Annotated in this window: 27 protein-coding genes; 20 read left to right on the forward strand and 7 right to left on the reverse strand. The window is 43.9% G+C overall.

Annotated features, from left to right (window positions below; genetic code table 11):
* Positions 1 to 4 precede the first annotated feature (4 nt).
* From porX to C3B73_RS02840, 3 genes are all read left to right on the forward strand, one after another.
* A complete protein-coding gene (gene porX, locus C3B73_RS02830; RefSeq protein ID WP_103664122.1) occupies positions 5 to 1546 on the forward strand; it encodes a T9SS response regulator signal transducer PorX in 1542 nt (513 codons plus the stop codon).
* A 934-nt stretch (positions 1547 to 2480) separates the two neighbouring features.
* Entirely contained in the window at positions 2481 to 2918 is a 438-nt protein-coding gene (tsaE, locus tag C3B73_RS02835; RefSeq protein ID WP_103664123.1) for a tRNA (adenosine(37)-N6)-threonylcarbamoyltransferase complex ATPase subunit type 1 TsaE, read from the forward strand.
* Positions 2918 to 3205 (forward strand): hypothetical protein, encoded by a 288-nt coding sequence (locus tag C3B73_RS02840; RefSeq protein ID WP_103664124.1) that lies wholly within the window; start codon positions 2918 to 2920, stop codon positions 3203 to 3205. The genes tsaE and C3B73_RS02840 overlap by 1 nt, the downstream gene beginning before the upstream one ends.
* A gap of 367 nt (positions 3206 to 3572) precedes the next feature.
* Here the strand turns inward: C3B73_RS02840 and C3B73_RS02845 are convergent, their stop codons facing one another.
* Positions 3573 to 3905: a GIY-YIG nuclease family protein gene (locus tag C3B73_RS02845; RefSeq protein ID WP_103664125.1), complete on the reverse strand. Its 333-nt coding sequence runs from the start codon at positions 3903 to 3905 to the stop codon at positions 3573 to 3575.
* Positions 3906 to 4690: 785 nt separating this feature from the next.
* Complete coding sequence (locus tag C3B73_RS02850; RefSeq protein WP_103664126.1) at positions 4691 to 5653, reverse strand: integron integrase; 963 nt, start codon at positions 5651 to 5653, stop codon at positions 4691 to 4693.
* 262 nt (positions 5654 to 5915) lie between these two features.
* On the opposite strand from C3B73_RS02850, the gene C3B73_RS02855 reads away from it, so the two are divergent.
* From C3B73_RS02855 to C3B73_RS14055, 3 genes are all read left to right on the forward strand, one after another.
* A complete protein-coding gene (locus C3B73_RS02855) occupies positions 5916 to 6131 on the forward strand; it encodes a hypothetical protein (RefSeq protein WP_103664127.1) in 216 nt (71 codons plus the stop codon).
* Positions 6132 to 6291: 160 nt separating this feature from the next.
* The gene (locus C3B73_RS02860) at positions 6292 to 6711 is read left to right on the forward strand and encodes a hypothetical protein (RefSeq protein WP_103664128.1); all 420 of its coding nucleotides are present in this window, start codon (positions 6292 to 6294) and stop codon (positions 6709 to 6711) included.
* 152 nt (positions 6712 to 6863) lie between these two features.
* Complete coding sequence (locus C3B73_RS14055; RefSeq protein ID WP_232802958.1) at positions 6864 to 7028, forward strand: hypothetical protein; 165 nt, start codon at positions 6864 to 6866, stop codon at positions 7026 to 7028.
* On the opposite strand, the gene C3B73_RS02865 is transcribed toward C3B73_RS14055, so the two are convergent.
* Positions 7009 to 7593 carry a Fic/DOC family protein gene (locus C3B73_RS02865; RefSeq protein WP_103664129.1) on the reverse strand — a complete coding sequence of 195 codons (585 nt, stop codon included), beginning with the start codon at positions 7591 to 7593 and terminating at the stop codon, positions 7009 to 7011. The two genes, C3B73_RS14055 and C3B73_RS02865, sit on opposite strands and share 20 nt — an antisense overlap.
* A gap of 232 nt (positions 7594 to 7825) precedes the next feature.
* Between C3B73_RS02865 and C3B73_RS02870 the strand changes: the two genes are divergently transcribed.
* From C3B73_RS02870 to pnuC, 8 genes are all read left to right on the forward strand, one after another.
* Positions 7826 to 8059: an addiction module protein gene (locus tag C3B73_RS02870; RefSeq protein ID WP_103664130.1), complete on the forward strand. Its 234-nt coding sequence runs from the start codon at positions 7826 to 7828 to the stop codon at positions 8057 to 8059.
* Positions 8056 to 8346: a type II toxin-antitoxin system RelE/ParE family toxin gene (locus tag C3B73_RS02875; protein WP_103664131.1), complete on the forward strand. Its 291-nt coding sequence runs from the start codon at positions 8056 to 8058 to the stop codon at positions 8344 to 8346. Before C3B73_RS02870 ends, C3B73_RS02875 begins: the two co-directional genes overlap by 4 nt.
* A 223-nt stretch (positions 8347 to 8569) precedes the next feature.
* Complete coding sequence (locus C3B73_RS02880; protein WP_103664132.1) at positions 8570 to 8827, forward strand: AbrB/MazE/SpoVT family DNA-binding domain-containing protein; 258 nt, start codon at positions 8570 to 8572, stop codon at positions 8825 to 8827.
* The gene (locus C3B73_RS02885) at positions 8821 to 9156 is read left to right on the forward strand and encodes a type II toxin-antitoxin system PemK/MazF family toxin (RefSeq protein WP_103664133.1); all 336 of its coding nucleotides are present in this window, start codon (positions 8821 to 8823) and stop codon (positions 9154 to 9156) included. The genes C3B73_RS02880 and C3B73_RS02885 overlap by 7 nt, the downstream gene beginning before the upstream one ends.
* 300 nt (positions 9157 to 9456) lie before the next feature.
* Entirely contained in the window at positions 9457 to 10551 is a 1095-nt protein-coding gene (locus C3B73_RS02890) for an efflux RND transporter periplasmic adaptor subunit (protein ID WP_103664134.1), read from the forward strand.
* A complete protein-coding gene (locus C3B73_RS02895; RefSeq protein WP_103664135.1) occupies positions 10548 to 11807 on the forward strand; it encodes an ABC transporter permease in 1260 nt (419 codons plus the stop codon). Before C3B73_RS02890 ends, C3B73_RS02895 begins: the two co-directional genes overlap by 4 nt.
* A gap of 2 nt (positions 11808 to 11809) precedes the next feature.
* The gene (locus tag C3B73_RS02900; RefSeq protein ID WP_103664136.1) at positions 11810 to 12496 is read left to right on the forward strand and encodes an ABC transporter ATP-binding protein; all 687 of its coding nucleotides are present in this window, start codon (positions 11810 to 11812) and stop codon (positions 12494 to 12496) included.
* A 492-nt stretch (positions 12497 to 12988) separates the two neighbouring features.
* Entirely contained in the window at positions 12989 to 13651 is a 663-nt protein-coding gene (pnuC, locus tag C3B73_RS02905) for a nicotinamide riboside transporter PnuC (RefSeq protein ID WP_103664137.1), read from the forward strand.
* 10 nt (positions 13652 to 13661) lie between these two features.
* Here pnuC and C3B73_RS02910 read toward each other — a convergent pair whose 3' ends face one another.
* A complete protein-coding gene (locus tag C3B73_RS02910; protein WP_103664138.1) occupies positions 13662 to 14276 on the reverse strand; it encodes a thiamine diphosphokinase in 615 nt (204 codons plus the stop codon).
* A gap of 83 nt (positions 14277 to 14359) precedes the next feature.
* On the opposite strand from C3B73_RS02910, the gene C3B73_RS02915 reads away from it, so the two are divergent.
* The 3 genes from C3B73_RS02915 to C3B73_RS02925 all read left to right on the forward strand — a co-directional run bounded on the left by C3B73_RS02915 (position 14360) and on the right by C3B73_RS02925 (position 17619).
* Positions 14360 to 15328: a DHH family phosphoesterase gene (locus C3B73_RS02915; RefSeq protein WP_103664310.1), complete on the forward strand. Its 969-nt coding sequence runs from the start codon at positions 14360 to 14362 to the stop codon at positions 15326 to 15328.
* Between the two features lie 59 nt (positions 15329 to 15387).
* Positions 15388 to 16323, forward strand: a complete 936-nt coding sequence (locus C3B73_RS02920; RefSeq protein WP_103664139.1) for a response regulator — start codon at positions 15388 to 15390, stop codon at positions 16321 to 16323.
* A 93-nt stretch (positions 16324 to 16416) separates the two neighbouring features.
* Positions 16417 to 17619, forward strand: a complete 1203-nt coding sequence (locus tag C3B73_RS02925) for a S1C family serine protease (protein WP_232802960.1) — start codon at positions 16417 to 16419, stop codon at positions 17617 to 17619.
* Positions 17620 to 17657: 38 nt separating this feature from the next.
* Here C3B73_RS02925 and C3B73_RS02930 read toward each other — a convergent pair whose 3' ends face one another.
* Positions 17658 to 19634: a serine hydrolase gene (locus C3B73_RS02930; RefSeq protein ID WP_103664140.1), complete on the reverse strand. Its 1977-nt coding sequence runs from the start codon at positions 19632 to 19634 to the stop codon at positions 17658 to 17660.
* 206 nt (positions 19635 to 19840) lie between these two features.
* Here C3B73_RS02930 and serA point away from each other — a divergent pair, with 206 nt between their 5' ends.
* Positions 19841 to 21082 carry a phosphoglycerate dehydrogenase gene (serA, locus tag C3B73_RS02935; RefSeq protein ID WP_103664141.1) on the forward strand — a complete coding sequence of 414 codons (1242 nt, stop codon included), beginning with the start codon at positions 19841 to 19843 and terminating at the stop codon, positions 21080 to 21082.
* Positions 21083 to 21089: 7 nt separating this feature from the next.
* Here serA and C3B73_RS02940 read toward each other — a convergent pair whose 3' ends face one another.
* Together C3B73_RS02940 and C3B73_RS02945 are read right to left on the reverse strand one after the other, a co-directional pair.
* Entirely contained in the window at positions 21090 to 21872 is a 783-nt protein-coding gene (locus tag C3B73_RS02940) for a gamma-glutamyl-gamma-aminobutyrate hydrolase family protein (protein WP_103664142.1), read from the reverse strand.
* Entirely contained in the window at positions 21862 to 22860 is a 999-nt protein-coding gene (locus tag C3B73_RS02945; RefSeq protein WP_103664143.1) for an amidoligase family protein, read from the reverse strand. The genes C3B73_RS02940 and C3B73_RS02945 overlap by 11 nt, the downstream gene beginning before the upstream one ends.
* A gap of 146 nt (positions 22861 to 23006) precedes the next feature.
* Between C3B73_RS02945 and C3B73_RS02950 the strand changes: the two genes are divergently transcribed.
* Together C3B73_RS02950 and C3B73_RS02955 are read left to right on the forward strand one after the other, a co-directional pair.
* Positions 23007 to 24902: an ABC-F family ATP-binding cassette domain-containing protein gene (locus C3B73_RS02950; protein WP_103664144.1), complete on the forward strand. Its 1896-nt coding sequence runs from the start codon at positions 23007 to 23009 to the stop codon at positions 24900 to 24902.
* A 90-nt stretch (positions 24903 to 24992) separates the two neighbouring features.
* On the forward strand, positions 24993 to 25712 hold the full coding sequence (locus C3B73_RS02955; protein WP_103664145.1) for an SIMPL domain-containing protein: 720 nt from the start codon (positions 24993 to 24995) through the stop codon (positions 25710 to 25712).
* Positions 25713 to 25743 lie beyond the last annotated feature (31 nt).

A 25743-nucleotide genomic window follows, 5' to 3' on the forward strand; every position in this document is an offset into this window, starting at 1 on the left:
GCTTATGCCAAAAATACTATGGGCTGATGATGAGATCGATCATCTGCAATCACACATCATTTTTTTAGAGAAAAAGGGATTTGATATCACTCCGGTAACCAATGGAGCCGATGCCATCAGCCTTATTGAAAGCGAGGCGTTTGATATCGTATATCTGGATGAACAAATGCCCGGTATGGGCGGCATCGAAACGCTTGAGAAGATCAAGGCCTTGCAACCATCGCTTCCCGTGGTCATGATCACCAAGAGTGAGGAAGAATCCATCATGGAAGATGCCATTGGGGGCAAGATCTCGGACTACCTTATCAAACCTGTTAATCCAAATCAGATATTACTAACCACCAAGCGACTATTGGAACGCGGGCGGCTCCAATCAGAGAAATCGGCTCAAACCTACCTGAGGCAATTCAATGAGCTTTCTTCACGCATTCACCCCGGCACACACTGGAAAGAATGGATCGATGTGTACAAAGAACTGACGCAATGGGAGATCGATCTCGGTGATGGCGATGAAGGATTGAAGCAGGTCCTGTCAGATCAGTTTCAGCAGGCTAACAAGGAATTCGGAAAGTTCATGGATCAGGAGTATCGGGAATGGATGCGAACGGGTGAAAACCGGCCTATGCTTTCTCCCGAAGTCATAAAAAAGTACGTGAATCCTCATCTGGACAAAGGGGAAAACGTCATGTTCTTTATCATCGATTGTATGCGTTATGACCAATGGCTGTTGTTTGAGCCGTTCTTGTCTAACCACTATTCCATCGACACCGATTTTTACTATTCCATTTTACCCACGGCCACACCCTATTCCCGAAATGCTATCTTCTCCGGACTGTACCCGGCTGATATTGAACGCATGTATCCTGAATTGTGGCAGCAGGGGCAGGATGAATCCTCCCTGAACCGGCATGAAGAGGAATTACTGAAGCGACAGCTGGACCGCCACGGCATCGATATCAACTTCAAATATGAGAAGATCTTGAATGCCGATGCCGGCCGTAAAGTGGCTGACAGGATCGGAAGCTACGCTCAGTCGCGTTTGGCGGCTTTTGTCTTCAATTTTGTGGATACCCTGGTTCATTCTCGTTCTGATTCCGATGTCATCAAAGAGCTGGCTCCGGATGTATCTGCTTTCCGTTCTGTGACCGAAGCCTGGTTTCAGCACTCTACCCTGCTTCAGATGTTCAAGGGACTGGCGAAGGAAGATGTTACCCTGATCATTACCACCGATCACGGATCAGTGCGTGCTCTCCGGGATACCAAGGTGTATGGCGACAAGGATACGGCCACAAATTTGCGCTATAAGTATGGCCGCAATCTGAAAGCTGATGAGCCCGAGACCGTCATCTTCATGGATGATCCAGAGCAATTCAGATTACCAAAAGTAGGTGCCGTCAATAATTATATGGTGGCACGGGAGGATTACTATTTCGTCTATCCCACCAACTATCACAAATATCAAAATATGTACCGCGATACCTTTCAACATGGCGGATCATCCATGGAGGAAGTTATTTTACCAATTGCCACGTTGAAGCCGAAGTAGAGTTAGGAATATTGAATAACGAACCTGCCTCGCTAGCAGGCAGGCAAGGAATAACGAATCCTGAAGTTTCTGACCTATCCTGGTGAACTCGTTCCCAACCTCCCCGATATAATCGGGAGAATGCCTGACAGAACCTCCGGTTCGAGTAGTTGTCATCCTGAGCGAAGTGAGGTTTGATGTAGATTTGGGAGTTTTGCCGCGAAGGATCTCAAAGTTTGATCTGGCAAATAGTGCATGCTTTGAGATCCCTCGTGTTAGACTGATTCTCCTTTGTGACTAGGTACGCACTCGGGATGACAACTTCTTACTTTAAACTCGTTCCCAACATCCGAAATACCACCCATACCGTATCACCCACCGGGCGGAGGTTCTTTTATTCTCATTTTTACCCCGGGATAAATCCCGGGGCTATTGATTTCATCCAGTTGGGATGAATCCACAATAATACCGCCCTGAGCCTAAGTCTTCAATCCATTTACAAATCGGTCGCTCGGTCCATCGCTGATCGGTGAATCGGTCGTTCAAGTGACTCAATCCTAATCCGTGACCATCCGCAAGAACCGCGTAATCCGTGTTCCACTCCGAAGTGTTTTACTAATGAATGTACCATTTGTGAATCGCGGATTCAGGGGATTTTTGGATTTCGCAGATGTCTGATCTTCCACCGCCCCTCCACCGGTCATCCCCGCGCAGGCGGGGATCTAATAGCTTGATAATGCACCACCATTCAACTTAGCACTAGCGCGGGCGTCTCGCCTGTGCGGTGGCAGAATAAAGTTTGTTACTTAATCATAAGTAAATCCCGTAGGGGCAATTCATGAATTGCCCCTACGGGATTTATCTTCTCGAATCCATGCCCCACATTTTTCCCAAAGATGTTGACAAAGGGTATTATCTTTGGGTGTTTTTGAATTAAATAATTACGCAATAAGGTATGGACCTAAGTACTCCTTTTAGATCGCAATCTGTGGATGAAACCATTCGGGCCGGATCTGAGTTTGGTAAGCAACTCAGTGCCGGAGACGTGGTTTGCCTGACCGGTGATCTTGGAGCCGGCAAGACACATTTTGTGAAAGGTGTGGCCTCACATTTTGGAGTGCCCCCGGGCAAGGTCCATTCACCGACCTATACCCTGATCAACGAGTATCACGGGGATATGCCGGTGTACCATTTTGACTGTTACCGCCTTGAGCATGAAGAGGAAGCCCTGGAGATCGGAGCCGAGGAATATTTTTACGGCGACGGCGTTTGTTTGGTCGAATGGCCCGAAAAGATCGACTCTCTCATCCCCGACGATGCGATTTGGATCAAAATTTCACATCTTTCGGGCACTGAACGCGAAATACATATTCATCAGAAGAACCCAGAGTGATGGCACTCTCCAAAAAACGAAAATTATCATACCGGCTTGACCTGCTTCCCGTGATCAAACCCTATCACCGGCGGGCGAATAATACCCTGAAGACAGGTGACCTGGTCTATTATGGCCCCAGTCCTGAGTATTATGGCATCGGCGAGGTGGTTCAAACGGCCGAAAAAGTGTGTATGGTCGATTTCAGAGGAACGGGTGAGCTGGGTATCCATAAAGATGAAATGCTTTCTTCTTATCTCATTCCTATTCATAAGCTGAATCTTTCCGGTGTTTTGAAAGGGCGGTGAAAATTGGGAACATTCAACACTCAACATTGAAGTTTGGGGTTGATGTTGTTTTGTGTTTGTGCAGATAATTCATGCCTGAACAGCCTTATCGGTTATGCTGATCCGCCAGCCGGCGGAAAAGCACCTTCAAAAGGTTGGTGTTACTTCGCACTTTTGCAGGTCCTTCGGTTCCTCAGGATGACCCTCTTTCGTTATTGGTGTCTTATCCATACCTATCTATCCTTATCAGTCATGCTGAGGGTACCCCCGAAGCATCTTGCATATTTAAGGTTGCCAACTAAGCCCGGCAACAATCTATACACTACAACTACTGTTGGTGCAAAGAACATCCATGCTTCGCTAAAAGCAAGATCTTTCGGAGGTATCCTCAAGATGACTCTGGGGGCAATGTTTTATATGGTGGCCACTCCCCAAGAACATTCTCATTCAATGAATTCCAATAAGGATTACGCTTTCTGATCAAATCTTCTTTCCACTTTCTGTTCTTCCCCTTTATCAATTTCTCTGCTTGAATAGCTTCATTCATGGTAGGAAAGGCTTCATACCAAATGAGAAGATAACAATAATACTTCCCTGCAAAGGATTTGGACGTCCCGCGGTCCATGTAATGCTCTACAATCCTCCTTCTCAGGTCATTGGTTACCCCGGTATAAAGTGTGGTCTTTTTAGGATTGGTTACTATATATGTATAGGCTTTCATAGCTAAATAAAATAAAAAAAGTCATTCTGAGGGTACTCCCGAAGAACCTTGCATATTTAAGACTGCGCACATAAACCCAGCATCAAACTATCCACTGCAACTATTAATACTGCAAACCGCATCTATGCTTCGCTAAAAGCAAGATCTTTCGGAGGCATCCTCAGGATGACCTTTTTTCGTTATTGGTGTCTTATCCATACCTGATCAGCCTTATCGGTTATGCTGATCCGCCAACTGGCGGAGCAGGATGACTCGTTGGTTGTTTTTGTTTTCATTGAAAACTGATTGGTCTTTTTAGATAATATCCACAGGGCTTTTTATATAGTTTCCGCCTTTGTTGATGACGTAGGCCTCGTTAGAAATTAATCCTCACCAAAATACCTTTTGAGCCTTGAGCCTATTTCTGATATTTCTTTTTCCAGCACTTGAGATTCTAAACTGTTTATGTCCTTACTTTTGGCTTGATCCGCCGAATTTCGGACAGGCTCCAAAAGTAACAAAAGGTCAAGGCTGCGAAAAAAGAGCTAAAGATGTCTTCATTCCGCTATAATAAATCAATGCTCCTTAACAGGGCTTGCAAGTAATTTAATTGCCACGCGGTATGATTTATTTCTTAACGCTCTTTTTTCTGAGGCCGAATTAATAACTCTCGACGTCCAACTTTAAAGATTTCGGCTTTTCAGTATGAAATTAAACAATTTCACAAATCGGTCATTCGGTCCATCGGTTAATCGTTATTCTTAATGATTGACGAAAGACCGAATCACCGAACTACGATGAACGATCTATAAAATATCCACAGGGCTTTTAATATAGTTGCCCCCTTTATTGATGACATGGGTATATATCATGGTGGTCTTGAGGTTTTTGTGGCCGAGGAGTTCCTGGACGGTTCGGATGTCGTAGCCGTTTTGGAGGAGATGGGTGGCAAAGGAATGGCGCAGGGTGTGGCAGGTTATTTTTTTGTTGAGCCCTGCTTTTTTAGCGGCTCTTTTCAGTCTCCGTTGCACGAAACGATCCGAAATATGATACCTGTGTTTTAATCCGCTTCGGGGATCTTTAGAAATTCGTTTTGAGGGAAATAAGTATTGCCACCGGAGCTGTATCTGTTCGTCCTGATATTTCCTGGCGAGTGCTTTAGGCAGTAAGGCTCGCCCATGTCCTTTGGACAGGTCTTTTTTATGTAATGTATCTACCTTGTTGATCTGTTCTTTGAGTTTAGGAATACATGTTTGCGGAAGAAGTGCCACACGATCTTTTTGTCCCTTTCCTGAGCGAACCCAAATTTGCTCCATATCAAAATCAATGTCCTGTACCCGTAACCTCAGGCATTCTGATATCCTCAGGCCGCTGCCGTAAAGCAGTTCACAAATAAGCAATGCCAAACCGTCCAGCTTTTTCAAAAGAGCTGATGCTTCTGCAGAAGACAATACCACCGGTAATCTTTTTGGTTTCTTCGCCCGTTCGAGATGATGAAGGGTCAACTCTTCTTTACCTAAAACCTCTTTATAGAGAAATACCAGAGCGGCTAAAGCCTGGTTCTGAGTACCGGCTGCCACATTTTGTTCATTTGCGAGATGATTCAGAAACTGCTCCACATCCTGATCAGTTAATTTTAAAGGATGGACCGTACCGTGGAATTTCACAAAACGAACCACCCACTGTGTGTAGGCCTGTTCAGTCTTGAAGCTGTAATTTCTTCTTCTGATCTCTCTTCTAACCTTCTCTAACAATTCAGACTTAGCCATATCACCCGTTGACTTTATAGATTATGGTATTATCTTGTTAGAGCGATGAGGAAGCAATTCCTTACAAAAAATGTTGTTATCCGGCGACTTTATCCGCCTAATGAGACGGATAACATCCCAATATCACCGAATAATGTGTGTGAATGGCGATTCGTGGATCTTATCCACCGCGTCCTAACAAAACCCTTGTTCGGATAATATTATGTTAGGCATATTTCATATATCTACTTTTAAAAAACTGAAATGAGACATCGAATCAATCATGAAGCGGAAAGAATACATTAAGAGTTTTTTGGGAATTTTAATCGGAATAATGTTTTATGAATTTTTCATTGATATTTCAGAGCCTTTCCAAAACGCTTGGGCAAACTATTTCACCGAAATAGGGATACTTTTAGCTTGTATCTACGGAGGTATAGGTATCATAACATTCCTCTCAAATAAATATTCTCATTTCCAGGCTAAAGAAAATGCCTAACAAAGCTTTTTAAATCGGACGCGGACGGGGTGCGATGGAAACTTGTTCCTAAAAATTTAATTTCGCTACTTCAAAAGAACTCATAATCCCCGCGCCGTTTAAACGCGGGGTCGTTATACGTACCTGTTTCTAATCTGTCAAAATTTGTAAGCAATACATCATGAATAAGCTCATAGTTATTATTGGTTCAGTTTTTACTTTTTGCAGTTGCGCATCAATTCAGACAGAGAATGTTAACGTGAAAAAACTTTACTCCATTGAACATTATACATCAGCTTCTTATGGGTCAACTTATTTAAATCTTCAATCTTTCAGTTTTGAAGATAAAGACCAATTAATTCCAGCCGCTTATCACATTAATAATATTCCATTTTATGATAGAGATAATCCAGTTAACAAAGTTCTACCTGTACTACCGGGTCAATTTAAAATAAGAGCGCTGGCTATTGGTAAAGAACCTACAGAACTAATGATAGAATTGGAGAAACGTGATTCAGTTGTCGTAACCATATATTTAAAAGACGATACTGAACCTTTGCATAAGTATGAAAAGATCGGTACGTATAACAATGCGCATTAACAGGGGACGCGGACGTGCTGTTGGTTTCCAAAGTTGCTTGTTTAAAATTTTTAACCGTTTATTAACCCATAATCTCCGCGCCCGTTATGCGCTGGGTCGTTATAATGCTTGCCAGTTAAGAACTTTTATTCACTTTTTGGTATATTAGAGGCATGAAATCAAAGAAAAATATCGAGTCTATTTCCCGTGGAGCTATGAAATCACAGCGGGCATCTTTTCGTATTGAAGGGATTAATATATCCAAAAAGAAAGCTGAGCAAATCCGCCGAGAAGTAGTTCAGGAATTTCAGCAAAAGGTTACTTCTCCAACATCCTGAAAAGCTCGATCATCGGCTGGTAATTCTTTTCTGCTGCCGATTGCACAGCTTTTATGTATTCCGTCATCTTCTTCTCTGTAATCTTTCCGAAGCTGAATTTTTCGAAATCAAACTTTTCCGCAATTAAATCTACGAAGAGTCGAGCTGTACGTCCATTCCCCTCTCTGAATGGATGAATAAATAGTAATTCTGCGTGTATTGGGGCAACATATTGTATGAGCTCTTCATATCCTTCTACATGCTTTGGAAGATCACCAAGAAACTCAGTTTCAAATTCCTGAATAATGTCTGGCAGAAATTTAGCCGTTGGAAAAGTAAATCCACCTTTGGACATATTCACTTGTCTGAGTTCTCCTGCAAATTCGTATAAATGATGTAGAGCAGTCTTGTGAATTTCCGAGATCAAATTCCAATCGAAGGAATCCACTTTATCTAATTCGGATTCAAACTTAATTTCAGCTCTAAGAAATCCCCGATACTCTTCTTCTGCGATCTTATCAGGATCGGTTAGTCCAAGTTTGTTGGGCAGGATTTCATCTTCTGATTTTGGCGTTTGATATTTCATGTCTAAAAGATAAGCCGAAACGAAGTAAAGCGCATTATAACAAGGCGTTTCAAATCGGACGCGGACGAAGATCGATCAAACTTGTTTGTATGGTATTAATTTCGCTACTTCAAAAGAAACTCATAATCTCCGCGCCCGTTATGCGCTGGGTCGTTATACCCACTACATTAATGTATCTCGCTTCCACTTCTCTTCAGTAATAATTACATTCAAGTAAACCAACTCATTTATTATGATTACCGACTTCAAAGAGATAGAAATTTCTGCCTTAAATCTTGACCGGAAGAATAAAGCCCGTCTGGCTGATAAATTATTACAAAGTATTCATGGTAAAATTGATCCTGAAATAGAACAGGCTTGGATTGATGAAGTTCAAAAGAGAAAAGAATCGCTTAAATCTGGCGAAGCCTCCCTTCATTCAGCTACTGACGTTTTAAAAGAAGCAAGAAAACGTATTCAAAAATGACTATTAAATTTCATTCAGAAGCTAGGAAAGAGTTTTTTGAAGCTTCAGAATATTATGAAGAACAAGTAGTAGGGCTTGGCGATGATTTTATTGATGAGATAGAAAAAGTTTTGGATGTCATTGAACAACAACCTTCCTCAGGAACTAAAATCACTAAAACAGAACGAAGATTTTTAGTTTCCCGCTTTCCGTACGGAATCATCTATTCGGTAGAAGATAAACTTATTACGATATTTGCATTTATGAATTTAAAGCGGAAGCCAGGGTATTGGAAGTCTCGAACATAAAATCGTGGGTATAACAAGTGTTACAAGCGGATGAGACGGAGTTCTTCGAAATTTTTATCCGTTAAAGAATTGAGTTACTTTCCTAAAATCATAATCCCCGCGCCGTTTAAACGCTGGGTCGTTATGTGGTTTTCAAAGCTTCCTAATAGATCGATTTTCCTTATATTGATTTGTAAGTACATTGTAATTATATTTGCACATGTGTTCACAAATAACCAAAGCTATGAAAACCAAGATAATTCGTATTGGTAACTCTCAAGGAGTTCGGATTCCAAAACCTTTAATTGAAGAAAGTGGGATAACCAAAGAAATTGAAATGATTCTCAGAGACAATGAAATTGTTCTTCGCTCGGCTGAAACTATTCGAAAGGGTTGGGATTCGTCTTTCAAAAAAATGGCTGAACAAAGTGATGATGTTTTATTGGATCAAAATGAGATTGAAAAATCTTCAGACTGGGATGATACTGAGTGGACATGGTAAAAGCAGATCCAGTTCAAAGGTTTGAAGTTCATCTGATTTCACTTGATCCAACAAAAGGCTCTGAAATTAAAAAAACTCGCCCCTGTTTGATCATTTCTCCTAATGAAATGAACAAATATATTAGAACTGTTATCATTGCTCCAATGACTTCTACAATCAAAAATTATCCAACGCGTGTCACTACTACATTTCAAGGCAAGAAAGGACAAATTGTATTAGATCAAATTCGAACAGTCGATAAAAGCAGATTGATTAAAAGCCTTGGGACAATCAGTTCTTCAGCTGAAGAAAAGGTATTGAGTACATTACAAGAAATGTTTGCCCCATAGATTCGCCACCTAACAATGCTTTTCAAATCGCACGCGGACGGTGTGCGATGAAACTTGACTACCAAGAATTAATTTCGCTACTTCAAAAAAAGCCCCCAAACACCGCTTAATTGCCAAACTGTTTACCCTAATAACCTTTCCCTTCTTAGACCTTTTTATTGAAACCAGTGTGATCTACAAGAATGATCTGCTTGATGATTGCAGTACTCATTAATTTTGTATCATGATCGTTCTTTTCACAAAATATTCTTCAATAAGAGCTGTATTTTTCTAACTTACCTGCATAAAAATACAGACAATATGCGCCTGACTTATTCCTTTACCTTACTTTTTCTTTTTCTACTCGCTTCGTACGGTTGTTCAGATCAGGAATCGGTTCAGGTTAAAAAAATGGATCTCGTTCAGGGGGTTTATGCTTCGGGAAATGTGATGCCGTTCGGACATTATGAGGTAACGAGTAAAGTTTCGGGGATTGTGGATGAGATCTTAGTAAAGGTGGGTGAGAAGGTGGAAGTGGGCTCTCCGCTGGTAACCTTGAAAAATGAACCGAATGAAGCCAATCTTCAGATCGCCAGAAATCAGATGGAGCTGGCCCGGAGTAAAGCCCGTGATGGTTCAGACATCCTAAGTCAGCTTTCGAAACAGGTTGAGATATCGCGAGCTACTTTTTCGCAGGATTCTGTCGAGTATGTGCGATATCAAAAGCTTCGGGATGATGACATCGGTTCCGAACTTGAGTTTGACCGGATCCGGCTTCGCTATCAAAACTCAAAGAATAATTTACAGATCGCACAAAGCAAGTATCAGGAAACCAAAGAGCGCCTTCAGATCGAACTGGATAATGCCCAAAACAACTTTCTAGCTCAACAAAGTATGACCGGCGACTATACCATACTATCGGCCATTGATGGAAAAGTATATGACATCATTCCGGAAGAGGGAGAACTTATTGCCGGCAATCGGCCGATCATGGAGATCGGAGCCACTGATCGTTTTGAAACCGAACTTCAGGTAGATGAAACCGATATCGTTATGGTGAAAGAAGGTCAACCCGTGTTTTATGATCTGGATGCCATAGAGGATACTGTGCTGAGCGGCGTGGTAAGCCTGATCTACCCACGGATCAACACCATTGAACGTACGGCTAAAGTGATCGCTTCTATCGACCCTGCTCAGTTTCCGATGTATCCGGGAATGGCACTGGAGGCAAACATTGTGATCAACGAAAAAGACAGCGTTCTGGTGCTTCCGATCACCTATATCAATGAGAATAATGAAGTGATCTTGGAAAACGGAGATCTGAAACAGATAACCACCGGCATCCGTGACCTGAACTATGTTGAGATCCTCTCCGGGCTTGAAGAAGGCGATGTTGTTTTAAAACCTGAGTCATGAACCGCTTCCCCATCCTAAAGATCGTACTTACGCATCTCACCAGCCGAAAGCGGCAGACCATCGTTTCCATGTTGGGTGTTACCTTTGGCATTACGGTATTTATCTTTCAGGCAGGTGTGATCACCGGACTTCAGGATTTTTTTATTGAGAAGACCATCAACTCCACGGCTCATATTCATATCTATCAGGATAAGAATCAAAAATCACCTCCCGTTCTCCTGGATGTTTATGATGCTGACAAAACCTGGATATCGGTACCCAACATCAAAAGCAAAGAGGAGCTCCCAAAACTAAAGCGTGGGTTGCAGATCGTGGAAATACTGGAGTCCTATCCTGAGGTGACCGGAGTTTCACCCAGCCTAAGTACACAGGCAATTTTGAAACTCGGGGTGGCCGATATATCGGGTATCATAAACGGGGTTAATGTCCGCAAGGAAAACCGATTGTTTGACCTTGAGCAGGATATGGTGAGTGGTTCCATCATTCGGCTTGAAACGGTGAATAACGGCATCATCTTAGGTTCGGGTCTGGCAGAATCACTGGGGGCGATATTGAATGATAACATTACGGTGGTTTCGCCCGGTGGCGTAGCCCTTCAAATGAAGGTTGTGGGTATTTTAGATACCGGCCTTCGGGATCTTGACAACAACCGTGCTTACAGCAGTATCCGAAATACCCAAAAGCTGATGAATGTAACCGGAAGCTATATCACCGACATTAAGATCAAGCTGGAGAATGTTGAGCGATCCGGAACACTGGCCCGTGAGTTTCAATCCCGTTTCGGTTATACCGCTGAAGACTGGAAAGAGGCTAATGAAGGCATTTTCAGCGTCTTCAGGATTCAGAACATCGTCACGTATCTGGTCATCATATCCATTTTGCTGGTCTCGGGTTTTGGGATATTCAATATCCTTTCAATGATGATCTACGAGAAAATGAATGATATCGCCATATTGAAATCTATTGGTTACACGGATGTTGATATCAGAAATGTATTCCTTCTGGAAGCCTTGATCATCGGTTTTATTGGCGGGTTGATCGGATTACTGATCGGGTTCGTGTTCTCCTGGATCACCTCCATCATACCGACCAATATTGAAGGATTTGTCTCATCTGAATACCTGAACATCAATTTTGACCCGGCCTTTTACCTGCTGGCATTGGTGTTTGGATTGGTGGCTACAGGTATAGCCGGTTATCTGCCTGCCAAAAAAGCCTCTAAGATCGACCCGATCAACATCATCAGATCACAGTAGTCATGAAGAAAGTAATAGAAGCCAAACACCTGAATAAATATTTCTACAAGCCTGTAGAATTTCATGTGTTGAAGGATATTGATCTTTCTATCTATTCCGGGGAGTTTGCTGCCATAGTAGGCCCCTCGGGAAGCGGTAAATCCACTTTGTTATATGCTCTTTCTTCATTGGATCGTGAATATGAGGGAGAGGTTTTATTTAATGATGTAGAACTAAAGACACTGACCAACCAAAAACTGGCCTATCTCAGAAACAGATCCATAGGCTTTATTTTTCAGTTTCATTATCTGCTGGCTGATTTTACTGCCCTGGATAATGTAATGCTGCCAGGACTCAAACTTGGTGAACTCCCTCCTGAAGAGCTGAAGGAAAAAGCTATGCAAAAGCTTGATCTGCTTGGGATCGCAGACCAGGCTATGAAAAAAGTGAACCGATTGTCCGGAGGGCAACAGCAGCGGGTATCTATAGCCAGAGCCCTGATCAACGAACCGCGCATCATTTTTTGTGATGAACCGACCGGCAACCTTGATTCTAAAAACGCTATGGTGGTATTCGATATGCTCAAAAACCTGACCCGTGAGTATGACCAAACCATTCTGATGGTAACCCACGACGATTCCTTTTCATCCAAAACAGACCGGCAGATACAGCTATTGGATGGGAAGATCATTGACAGGGAAACTCCATAAATATCAATTACGCCATACCCATTTGATGAAAACCTTGCTTTTACTCGCCACAGCACTGCTATTCTTTTTCCTGCAACTCATCAGATCCAAAGCCAATACCGCATGGAACCTGAATCGGTTATCTGATCTCGATAAACCATCCTAACATGAAAAATGAGGTCAGTTACAACGTCCATAACATTGAAGGCGAGCTTCAAATTGAACTTACAGGACCGGGTTGAGCCCCTATCCAAACCGACACTCCTAAGTTAAACAATGACTCCCTTTTTTATATATTCAATGAGCCGGAGGAAGGCGTAACTTTGACCTGCGATCTGGCACGATCAGAAACCGGAACCTTCGAAGGTCGATGCACCGATCCTTCCGGGAAATGGGCCCTGTTTTCTATGATTCCCCCTGAAACCCAATGACCTTAAAATATCATCGGTTTTTTATGTTCAACTCTCTTCCGCACTTGTTATCTTCACGGCTCAATTTCCCGCAATCATCACTATGGAATTTTTAGATTACATCATTGACGGTATCATCACCGGAGTTATTAATACCACCCTGCTTGAGTGGATAGCCGTTGCTACCGGACTGGCCAGCGTCTGGTATTCCATGAAGGAAAATATCCTGGTTTACCCTACGGGAATTGTCAGCGTACTCATCTATGTGTACATCGCTTTTCAATACAAGCTGTACGCCGACATGGGAGTGAATTTCTACTACTTTGTGGTGAGTGTATATGGCTGGTATTACTGGGTTCATCCAAAAAGCGATTCGAGGGAACAAGTACCGGTTACCATGAATTCACGTAACGAAAACCTATTTTCTGTGGCCCTGACGGTCGGTTCTTTCAGTATCCTGTATTTCGTGCTTTCCAATTTTACAGACAGTGATGTGGCTTTTTGGGATTCCCTGACCACTTGTTTCGCCATCCTCGGTATGTTTTTGATGGCCCGAAAAAAACTGGAGAGCTGGGTGGCATGGATCATTACAGACCTGATCTCAATTCCTCTTTATTTCTACAAGGGATTGGTCCTTACCAGTTTTCAGTTCCTGGTATTTACAGGCATTGCCTTTGCCGGCTATTTTGCCTGGAAGAAATCGATGGAGAAGGAGCAGGAATCCAAAAAAAGCAATTCGAACTCAATGGCTTCCACATCAACGTAAGGAAGTGGCATCAGCGCTCAAAGAAAAGCACTAACTCCCCCTTTTGTATCTGAATAGATATCTCATCCGAAATGGATTCATTGGAAGTGCCGTCACGCACACCGTTTTTCAGGCTTTCGTTATCAAGTGCGTATTTAAGTCCCTCAGTGGTGATCCCGGTCACCTCACCCGAGATGGGAAATAATGATACTATATTCCCAACCGGAAGCCGCTTTCTCACCTCATCCTGAACCAGAATGGCATCAAACACCTCACCCCTAAAAACAAGCTGCCTGAACCGGGAATGAAACTGGTTCAGAACGGACAGGTTTTTCAGGGAATGATCCATTCGCCGGCCGAATGCGCCCAATACCACACAGGTTTCTACACCCTGTTTGAGGGCATAAGTGAGAGCCTTTTCCAGGTCGTTGGTTTCCTGATCAGGTTTGTGGATCACTTTAAAAGCAGGACTCTCAGGAGCTTCAAAACTATCTAAATCACCGATCACCGCATCCGGGGTATAGCCATGCTTGAGAATGGTCCGGCTCCCGCCATCGGCTCCAAATAACAGGTCAGCGGTTTCAATTTCCTGCTCCAGAAGTTCTTTGGTCGGGGGAAATCCGTTACTAACTATAACTGCATGCATCAGGTTAATTCTGTTCCTTTAATTCGTCTTAAAATACATGGATTTGTGCCAATCTTCGCCTATTTTTGGTGCAAGGAGAACTTATGTTTAAAGAATTTATATCAAAAGTATTACAACACGATAAAGTAGCCATTTTTTCACACCTCAGGCCGGATGGAGATTGCCTTGGTTCGCAGGTCGCCCTGGCGCTTTGGCTGAAGAAAAACGGAGTGGAGGTATCAGCCTATAATGAAGATGCGATCCCCGAGAATATGAGCTGGCTGCTCAACTCGGTTTCCATCAAAAAACCCAGACCGGCAGACCTTGAAAATTATGATGCCTTCATTCTGGTAGATGGTAATGCCCTGCATCGGTTTGGTGGTGTAGCCGAACAGATCCTGAAAACGGATAAACCGGTGTATATGATCGATCATCACCCTGAACCTGATGATATCTTTGAGGTGCCGGTATCCGTCGTTTCGGCATCATCTACCTGCGAGCTGATTTACCATTTATATGCGGACCATAATGTGGATCAAATTGATGAGGAAGCCGCAAAAGCCATGTACCTCGGCATGGTCACCGATACCGGTTCCTTCCAGTTCGACAGCGTTAAACCGGCTACCATGCATGCCGCGGCCGACCTGCTGGAACGCGGACGGTTCACCCCAAATCTGATCGCGGAAAAGATCTACTCATCCCGGCCCCTGAGGCAGCTTAAGTTATTAAGTCAGGCTTTGGATACCATCACTTTGCATGAAAATGGAGTTTTCGCCTCCATCACCATCACACAAGAAATGTTCAGGCTGACAGACACCAGCAGTGAGGATACTGAAGGGTTTGTTCAATATCCGCTGAGCGTGGAAGGCGTAAAGGCCTGCATTCTCTTCAGAGAAGATGATAACGGCAGGATCAAGCTGAGCCTGCGCTCACAAAGTGATGACATTGACGTTAACAAATGGGCCCGAAATTTTAATGGCGGAGGACATCAGAAAGCAGCCGGAGCTCATTATGAGGGAACCCTTGCGGATGCAATAAAGGATGTGATCGCTGTTGGTGCTGAACAATTATAAACACAGCCTTATATTCCTTTAACACACTGGTACCAAGAAATTTAAACAACCCCTGACAGATGGATAAGGATTATACCCTTTTGATAATTGATGATGACCCGGCTATGCATATTATGCTTAAAACCATGCTGGGTACAGATTATAATATCATCAACGCAAATACCGCACAGGAAGGGATCAATAAGCTGGCAGAAGAGAAGATCCATTTTATCCTGACCGATATTCATATGCCCGGAATGAGTGGCCTGGAATTCCTGGAGGCCTTGATGGCCGACGCAGAAATGCAGAACATTCCGGTCCTGATCATGACCAGCCTGCCTACTATTGATAAGGAGCAAAAGGCCCTGGGACTTGGAGCAGCTGATTTCATCGACAAATCCCTGTTTAACTCAGACCGGGAAGAGCTGATCAATCGCATACGTATGAAGCTGGTGGCCAATGTGGACATCCCGGATCTGCCTGAAAAGCTTGAGCTTGATAAGAAAGAGATCACTAAAAGCGTGTTGTTTGAGGTTTCATCCGGTGATTTTGTTAGCACAGCCCAGAAACTTTGTAAGATCATCTTCAATAAGCTGGAAGCTGACCACCTTTCCTTCTGGACCTTAAACGAGGAAAACGTACAAATGCTTCTTGCTTATGGAATTCAACTTCCCCGAAAATATGGCCCCAAAGACCTTAAAGAGGAGCCTACCTTTAAGCTGGTTCAGGAGCAAAAAAGGCCCTATCTGGTGAATAATGTGTTCAATTCTGAGAAAGGGATCCTTCCGGAACTTTCGGAGGATGAAGGTTTGCCGGCAGAGATCGGTATTCCATTGTTTGCCCTCACAGAAAAGGAACTGATACAGAATAAAATGAAGATCCCGCCAAATGTGGCTTTGTTTGGCTATGTGGTCATTAAAAGAAAACGTGTATTCACCTCGCATGAGTATAAACTGACCACTCTTATGATGATGCAACTCGGCACCACACTTTGGCGACTTTACAAAGACCTGTAAGAATCTCTGCCTGTTATGGCAATTGTATGACGAATTTCTCGTTTGTAATATCCATTCAGCCAAAACATTTGAATAAGGCACGCAACCGTTATCATGATCAAATACAGTTTTAAAGTCCTATTACTTCTGATATTCGCCGCATGTTCAGCTCAGGAACCTGCCCCGGCTGATAAACCCATACCTGTCGCATCCCTAAGCCCGGCCACCGAACCACAGGAAGTGCGATCTGAGGAGGCGGCTCAGGATGAAGGAACCCCACAGATCGAAGTGGATGATTCGCGCCGGAATGCCATAACCAATGCCGTGCAAAAAGCTGGACCTGCCGTTGTAAGTATCACCGTTACAGAATTACAACGTGGATACACCCGGGAATTCGATTCCTTCTTCTTCCGATATTTTGACGTCCCCATTCAGCGTGAAGTGCAGAGTGTGGGATCCGGATTCATTATCTCTGAGGATGGTTTGATCGTGACCAACGAACATGTAGCCAGTAAAAATTCAAAGACCATCATGGTGGCTTTATCTGATGGCAATACGTATGAAGCTGAACTATTAGGCTCAGACGAACTCGCCGACCTTTCCCTTTTAAGGATCAAAGATCAAGACAGAAGCTATCCATTTGTTGAATTTGCAGATTCTGAAAATATCATGGTGGGCGAGTGGAGTATTGCCATGGGTAATCCTTTTGGATTATTTGCTGATGGGCAACCTTCCGTAACCGTTGGCGTAGTGAGTGCCAAGGAACGTGATTTCCGTCCCGACCCACAGGATCCACGTGTTTATGTTGAAATGATCCAAACCGATGCGGCCATTAACCGGGGAAATTCCGGCGGTCCTTTAGTGAATAGCAATGGAGAAGTGATGGGGGTGAATACCTTCATCTTTACGGGAGGAACCAGCAGTGGTTTTGTGGGGCTTGGGTTTGCCATTCCCAGCAATCGCGTACAAAAGATCATCTCTCAGCTTAAGGAATCAGGAACCGTTTCACTGGATTATGATCCCGGTATGAAGTTTGTGCCTGTGACCCGACAGCTTATTATGCAGTACCCCGGCATTCCGCGCGTATTGGGATTATTCGTCACAGAAGTAAACAAAAACGGGCCTGCTTATGAAAGCGGGGTCATGCCCGGCGATGTTATTGTTCAGATCGGGGAGGAACGGGTAACAAGTGATATGCACGCCTGGGCTCTTATGCGGGAATATGGTGAAGGTGAAACAATGGAGTTACACCTCATTCGTGATAATAAGCAGTATAAGACCGAAATGACCCTTAGAAAAAGAGTACAGGGCCGGTAACAAACACCCGCCCTGTTCACCGGTCAGATTGTTAACGATCACTGATCCCACTTTTCAAAAAAGACCCCTCTGGTTCTGCCGTTTGAAGCTTCAAAACCTGTGATATTTCCGGCTTCATCACGAATAAAAATAACTTCAGATATTGGGAACCCGGCACTGAATTTATCTTCGGTCGTGGGGGAAAGCGGCATGTTATCCTCGATCAGGAATGTCTTCATGGCCAGGGTACTATCATCCATGATGATATCATAAATGGTGTCAATTTCCTCACTGAAGTAACGGCCTACGTAGGTTTTCAGCTCATCGATGGAAGGTTCAAACTCGATCTTTTTCGCCAGATGATTTCCATTTTGATGTAATGTCAAAGAATCGGCCGAACCATCTTCATTCCTGTGAAAAGTAATAGAGGCATTTACCCCAACCAAACTAAAGGTAGAATCGCTGGTGGCTGTGAGATTAACCTCCGGCTGATTCGTTGCCTGAGTGTAGATCCGGTCACCCTCCCGGTCAAACTTCAAAATAAAGCCCGGCATAATGCTTAATTCGTACCGACCGGCGAGAGGATCAAATTTTTCAGGATCATATTCAAAGGCTGCCATGTCTTCGTTGGCAACCTCTTCATTTTCTTCTTCCTGAAGATGACCTGAGAAATATATGTCCGCTACTTTGTTCGCAATGCTGCCATCAAAATTCGAGAAGTTACTTTGAGTTACAACAGCTCCGTTGATCTCAGGAAATACCATGAGCATTGATCGGTGTGCAACGTCAGCTCCACTATGCTCAAACCGCTTGAGTCCTTTATATTCGCCAACAAACAATCCAAGTCCATAGCCTGTTTCTGTTCCGCTATTCAGCTTAAACGAGGTGGTCATCTCCTGAATCATACCTTCTGTTCCAACCTGAGGGTCTAACAAATTTTCGATCCATTTTTTCAGGTCCCCCATTGTGGAATGAATACCCCCTGCCCCGGCTCCACCGCCCAGGTCAGTCACTTCCTGATATCCTCCGTCTTCTGCGTAGGTGTACCCATGAGACCGATTTTCAACAATTTGATACGGACCATTTCGGACCACCGTGTGAGACATGCCAATCGGTTCAAACACATTCTGTTTCATCCAGGTGGGGAAATCCAATTCGGTCACACGCTCGATCACTTCCGTCATTAGCACATACCCGGTGTTATTGTAATTGAATTCTGCCCCGGGTACGTTTTGTAATTCAGGTTGATTTTGTACGATCTCGATAACCTTTTCCTGAGATAAATTCTGACTCATACTCTGTCCGGTCATAGCCATAAGGTTCAGGAATTCACGATACCCACTGGTGTGATTCACCAGATGGCGTAAAGTTACAACGTGTTCGAATTCCGGCAACTCAGGTATGTATTTCCTTACATCATCATCCAGCGATATCTTCCCCTGCTCTTGTAAAAGCAAGAGCCCGAAGGTCAGGAACTGTTTTGAGGTTGACCCAATATTATGCAAGGTCTGCTCATCCATTTTCAGATCGTAGGCTAAATTTTCCATCCCGTATGATCTTTGTAATACTACCTCTCCATCCTGAATGACCATGACCGCCGCTCCCGGAACCTCTCCCGAATATTCTGCCATCATCTGGTCAACTTTACCTACCGGGGTCTCGGCAACCGGCTCAATTATTGGAATTAAAATTGAGTAATCACCTTCACCCTGCTCAAAGGGTGTGATCTGTATTACATACCTGCCTTCTTGTTCAGTACTGAACCGAAATGTTTCTTTCCCACGTGCCGGGCCGTCAAACTGAGCTGCTAATTCCCCATTCGGATCAGTGATCTTAACGACCACGTCAACTGTTTTTTGATCAGCATGACCAAATACAAATATACCTGCATCTAGATCAAGTGTGTAAATGTGTTCATCACTTTTTGTTAACGACCTGTTGATCTCTTCTCCCTGTTTCAACTGAGTCGTATCCTGAGCCATCCCGTTCACCGAGAAAATGACTGCAACTATTAGTATCCATATACACCGTTTCATAAACTATCCCTGTATTTGATTAATGACGCCGTAAACGTTTGGTTTGAACACCCTAAAATGAATGCTCGGGTTTTATTCGGTCAACGTCAAATTATGTTTCAAAGCTCACCTTTTCAGGTATATCATTTGTAATAACCACTTATTGAAAACCTAAATCTTTAGTACATTCAGCCTACTCACTCACACATAATGTTTTTACCTAAACTATGGCTCAAGAAACCGACGACCTCTCCTACCCTAAAGATCAGATCAAAGTCCTTTTACTGGAAGGCATTCACCCCAAAGCTCTCGAAAATTTCAATCAGAACGGGTTTTATAATGTAGAAACCCATGATGTAGCTTTTAGCGAAGAGGAGCTTCTCGATAAGATCGAAGATGTACAATTGATCGGTATTCGCTCCAAGACCCACATCACAGAAAAGGTGATCAGGAAGGCCAGTAAATTAAAAGCCATCGGCTGTTTTTGTATCGGCACCAATCAGGTTGATCTGAAAGCCGCAACCCTGGATGGTATTACGGTATTCAACTCACCCTATTCTAATACACGCTCTGTGGCAGAATTGGTGATCGCCGAGTCCATCATGCTGATGCGTCGAATCCCGCTTCGCGATAAAAAAGCTCATGAGGGAGTCTGGCTTAAAGATGCCAATGAAAGCTATGAAGTCCGTGGCAAGAAGATCGGGATCATCGGATATGGGCATATCGGCTCACAGGTTTCCGTACTGGCAGAAAATATGGGAATGGATGTGTTCTATTATGATATCGAACCCAAACTTCCTATGGGAAATGCCACCCGGGTCGATTCCCTTAAAGAACTGCTTTCCATTTCTGACATTATCACCCTTCACGTGCCTGCCACCCCCGATACTTATATGATGATCGGCAAACAGGAACTGGCTCAAATGAAGGAAAAAAGCATTCTTCTGAACCTGGCAAGAGGCTCCGTTGTTGATATCGATGCCCTGAAGGAAGCCATAGCATCCGGCCACATTGCGGGTGCAGGTATTGATGTATATCCGGAAGAACCTGAATCGAAAGGGGAAACCTTCACGTCTGAACTTCAGAATATGCCCAATGTCATCTTAACTCCACATATTGGGGGATCTACGCTTGAGGCTCAATACAATATCGGGCTCGATGTCTCTACCAAACTTATCAAACTGATCGATAATGGCACCACGGTCGATTCGCATACGGTTCCATCGCTAAATCTTCCGGTTCAGAAAGATGCACACCGCATTCTTCATATCCACGAGAACAAACCGGGGGTGCTTTCGGAGATCAACAGCTGCCTGTCTGATATGGATATTAACATCCTTGGGCAGTACCTGAAAACCAACGAGTACATCGGTTATGTGGTCCTGGATATCGACAAGGATTACAACGATGAAGTTCTCAACGAGCTTAATAATGTGAAGCACACTATTAAGACACGGATCTTGTATTGATACTTGTTCATTCAGCCTGATTGGCTGTTTTAACAAGCTCCTTAAAGATATTGCGCTGGCGGGCTATCTGAATCAGATACTCGGGATGCCACTGCACCCCGATCACAAAAGGATACTCCGAATGCTCAATAGCCTGCCTGACTTCCGTATTCAATTCACGTGCCACGATCTGCAGTCCTTCACCCGGTTCATCGATGGCCTGATTATGAAGGGCATTTACATTACAGACATCTGTTTTCAGGATCTCACAAAGCTTACTTCCATCTTTGATCATCACCCGTTTTTTAGGAAATATGGACGACACCTGTGACTTTTCGCCATAAAACCCTCGTATATCCTGATGCAAGGTTCCATTAAAGTGCACATTCATCAGCTGCATACCACGGCATATACCCAGTACGGGGAGTCCTCTTTCAATAGCCTGACCCAACAGTTTGAATTCCAGATCATCCCGTTTTGGGTCGACGGGAGAACGCTTGGTATGCTGAAAATACCTGGCCAGCCAGTACACCGGAAAGAAGATTATGGATAACAACCACTCGAAGATGGTCCGCTTATTCCGAACCAATTTTGCCCGCTCAATTCGTTGCTGACCGTATTTCATGGGTTCCACATCGGCCCCGCCTCCCAATATCAGGGCATCTACTTCATCGATCTCTTTGGGGTTTTCGGGGGTGATGCGAAGCGGTTTACCACCCGCAAGCCTTACTGACAAGGCTGTGAACAGCCACGCCCCACCGCCACCTTCATCCGGACCTGTGATACCAACAACCGGTTTTTTATTCCACATTCTGTACCCACCTGTCCATCAATTCTACCCATTTCTTTTTCATGCTGAATACAGACTTGTCGTCCATATTTAAAAATGCTCTTGAATATTGACTTAGGGATTGTTCGTCATCTGCCAGCTTTTCTACCAACACCCAACGGTTCCATTCTGCTGCCAGCGACCATGACTTATCACCGAGTGAACAATTTGGAAGTCGGTAATGGAAAGTTGGCCGGGCAGAAGTGAGTTCCTCCTTCATCAGTCCGGAGGTAAATTCCTTCTCCATAAACATAAAGACCGGCAGCATATCCAGTGGGCGATTTCTTGAATTTTTGAAAGTAAAATAATCCCTGATCAATTCTTTTAACGCTGGCTGATAATCCTCACGAAGGATATACCTGATATAATCCATCTCATACTCATTGATATACGGAGTGAGTTTGCGGGATATATTCACATCAGCATCCTTACGGATCCACCCATCCAGCATCACATACGCCTTCAGGTGGCGAAGCAAACTATCAGCACTTAATTCCGGCACTTCAGGATTGAGATGTAACCCAAATGCATAAAAAAACGAGTCTCCTGTCCCCTTTGCTTTCCATTCGCGTAACCGATCTACCAGTTCGTTCAACCGTTTCAAATCAGAAAATCCTATGGGTGGTGTTATGATCTCAAATGGAACCACGGTCGATGCCATATCGCGCAGAGCCTCTTCAAGCTTTTCCTTGTTTTTCAGCTTGTTCACATCCAAACCAACTGTTTTAAGGACCTTCTCATATTTTTTATTCAGGAACAAACTGGCATCCAGTTCCAGTGAAAATTCACCGAATTCAGTGTCTTTTACTTTGTATTCGTATCCGCTGATCTGTTCAACTTTACCTCCATACAGCTCACAGATCATCTCGGCGGCATCATTCATTTCCACACCGGTGAATTCAAACTCGAATCCGACCGAGCGTTCTTGCCCATCCTGATTGTTTATAATTGGCGGTGTTTTAAATGTCACGTTCTTTTTCCTTTGATTTCCATCACTTTAAACAGATAGAAGGTGAGTTTCAATCCTAAAAAATTAAGATACCTGTATCCTTAAATGTTCCCGCACTTTCCTTATTTTAATGTTTCATCAACAGAGTTTTTAACTGAACGTTTTACATGACCTACCTCTCCACCGAAAACCTTTCCAAGACCTTTGGGATCAAGCCACTTTTTGAAGATCTGACCTTTGGGATCTCTCAGGGTGATAAAACCGCATTGATCGCTCCCAACGGTACCGGTAAATCCACTTTATTAAAGATCCTGGCGGGAGAAATGGAACCGGATTCAGGTAAGGTCATGACCCAGAAAGGCATTCAGATTGGATATCTTGCGCAGGAGCCGGAGCTGGATGAAAACATGACCATCAGTGAATTCATCGCTCACGGTGACTCTGACAAGATCAAGGTGGTGCAGCGTTATGAGAAAGCTGTTCAGGCTCAGGCTGAAAATTTCAATGAACAAACTCAAAAGCAGTTCGAAAAAGCATCAGCCGCCATGGATGCAGCCGAAGCCTGGGATGTGGAACAACAAATGGAGCAGATCCTGAGTGCGTTGAATATTCACGATCTGGATCAATCGATCAGCTCCTTATCAGGCGGTGAGCGCAAAAGAGTGGCTCTTGCATTTGTACTGTTGGATGAACCGGACCTGCTGATCCTGGATGAGCCCACCAACCACCTGGATGTGGAGATGATCGAATGGCTGGAACAGTATCTGGCTAAAAGTAAAATGACCTTATTGATGGTGACTCACGATCGCTACTTCCTGGACAGAGTGTGTAATCATATTCTGGAACTGGATTATGGCAAGCTCTATCACCACAAGGGGAATTACGAATATTATCTGAAGAAGAAGGCGGAACGGGAAGAGATCGAAGCGACCGAGATCGCCAAGGCCGGCAAGCTGATGAAGAAGGAACTGGAATGGATGCGCCGGGGACCGAAAGCCCGTACCACGAAATCCAAGTCCCGCATCAAGGCCTTTTATGAGACGAAAGATAAAGCCAACTCTGCCCGCGAGGAAACAGAGATGCAGCTGGATGTGAATATGAGCCGCATGGGCGGGAAGGTATTGGAAGTGGAACATCTCTCAAAAGCCTTTGACGACACTGTGATCCTGGATGATTTCAGTTATCAGTTTCTGCAAGGCGAACGCATCGGTATTCTTGGAAAGAATGGAGTTGGTAAGAGTACTTTCCTGAAAATTCTGATGGGTGAGATGAAACCAGATTCAGGCACCATCGACACCGGCGAGACCATTATATTTGGGCATTATCAGCAAAAGGGCTTTCCGATCGATGAGAGTAAGCGGGTGATCGAGGTGATCAAGGAAGTGGCTGAGGTCATCGAACTGGCGAACGGAGATAAGATCACGGCTTCACAGTTTTTAGAGCATTTCATGTTTCCCGGCAAAATGCAGTACACTCCGGTTGAGAAACTAAGCGGTGGTGAAAAACGCCGGCTCATGCTGATGATGGTTCTGATCAAAAATCCCAATTTCCTGATATTGGATGAGCCAACTAATGATCTGGATCTGCTTACTCTGAACAAACTGGAAGATTTCCTTCAGAACTTTGGTGGCTGCCTTATCATCGTTTCTCATGACAGGTTTTTCATGGATAAACTGGTCGACCACTATTTTGTATTTGAGGGACAGGGCGTGATCAGGGACTTTCACGGCACTTATGACGAATACCGTGATGAGATCCTAAGCCGTATTTCTGATGAAGACAAATCCAAACCTCAGTCTAAATCGTCTCCACAAAAAACCAAAGAAGATAAACCCGCTTCGGAATCGGTTCAAAAACTCACCTACAACGAGAGACGGGAGTTCAATAAACTGGAAAAAGAGATCGCAAAATTAGAGAAACAGAAAACCACTCTGGAAAAAGAGATGGCTGACGGGAATCTGGAATATGGCGAACTGAATGAACTGTCTAAAGAATTTGAGGCTCTTAAAGAAGAACTTGAAGAAAAAGAATTAACCTGGCTGGAAATGGCAGAGCGTGCCTGATTCTGAGTTCTGAAACATATTTCCGTATCAAACACTAAAACCTATTCAAATCCGTATCTTCCATACACTTTAAAATTTTATATACACATCATGGATATTCAAAGTAATCGTGGACTTACCATTATCGGGGCAGCCATTTTTTTAGGATTGATCGCCTTTGGGTTTATTCTTGGCAATGCAGCCATCACTTTTAAGGAATATGAGCGAACGGTAACCGTAAAAGGGCTGGCAGAGGAAGAGCATCTCGCTGATATCGTAATATGGCCCATTCAGTTTACGGAAGCCAGTAATCAGCTCGAGGACATCTACCAACAGCTTGAAAACAGTGGCGAGAAAGTGCGAAACTTTCTGACCGAACGCGGAGTGAGTGAGGATGAGATCTCGATCTCAACCCCTTTAGTGACTGATAAATCGGCACAGCGATGGGGTGGGCAACAGGATGCACAGTTTCGGTACGTTGCCGATCAGACCGTTACTATTTATTCAGAGGATGTGGAGAAAGTACGTGAGGTCATGAGCCAGCTGGCTGACCTGGGTAAACAGGGCATCACTCTTTCAGGTGACGAATATCAGGTGCGGCCGGAATACATTTTCAACAGCCTGAATGACATCAAGCCTCAGATGATCGAAGCAGCTACCAAAGAAGCACGGGCCGTGGCTGAGAAATTCGCGGAAGATTCCAACAGTCAGCTGGGTAAGATCAAAACCGCCTATCAGGGTCAGTTCAGTATCTCTCCAAGAGACAATAACAACCCACACATCAAGAATGTGAGAGTGGTTTCTACCGTGGTCTATTATTTGTCAGACTGATGTGATGTTAAAAGCTATTTCACCCAGAACA

This window comes from Gracilimonas amylolytica (genome assembly GCF_002911695.1).
In the GTDB taxonomy this organism is placed as follows: Bacteria; Bacteroidota; Rhodothermia; order Balneolales; family Balneolaceae; genus Gracilimonas; species Gracilimonas amylolytica.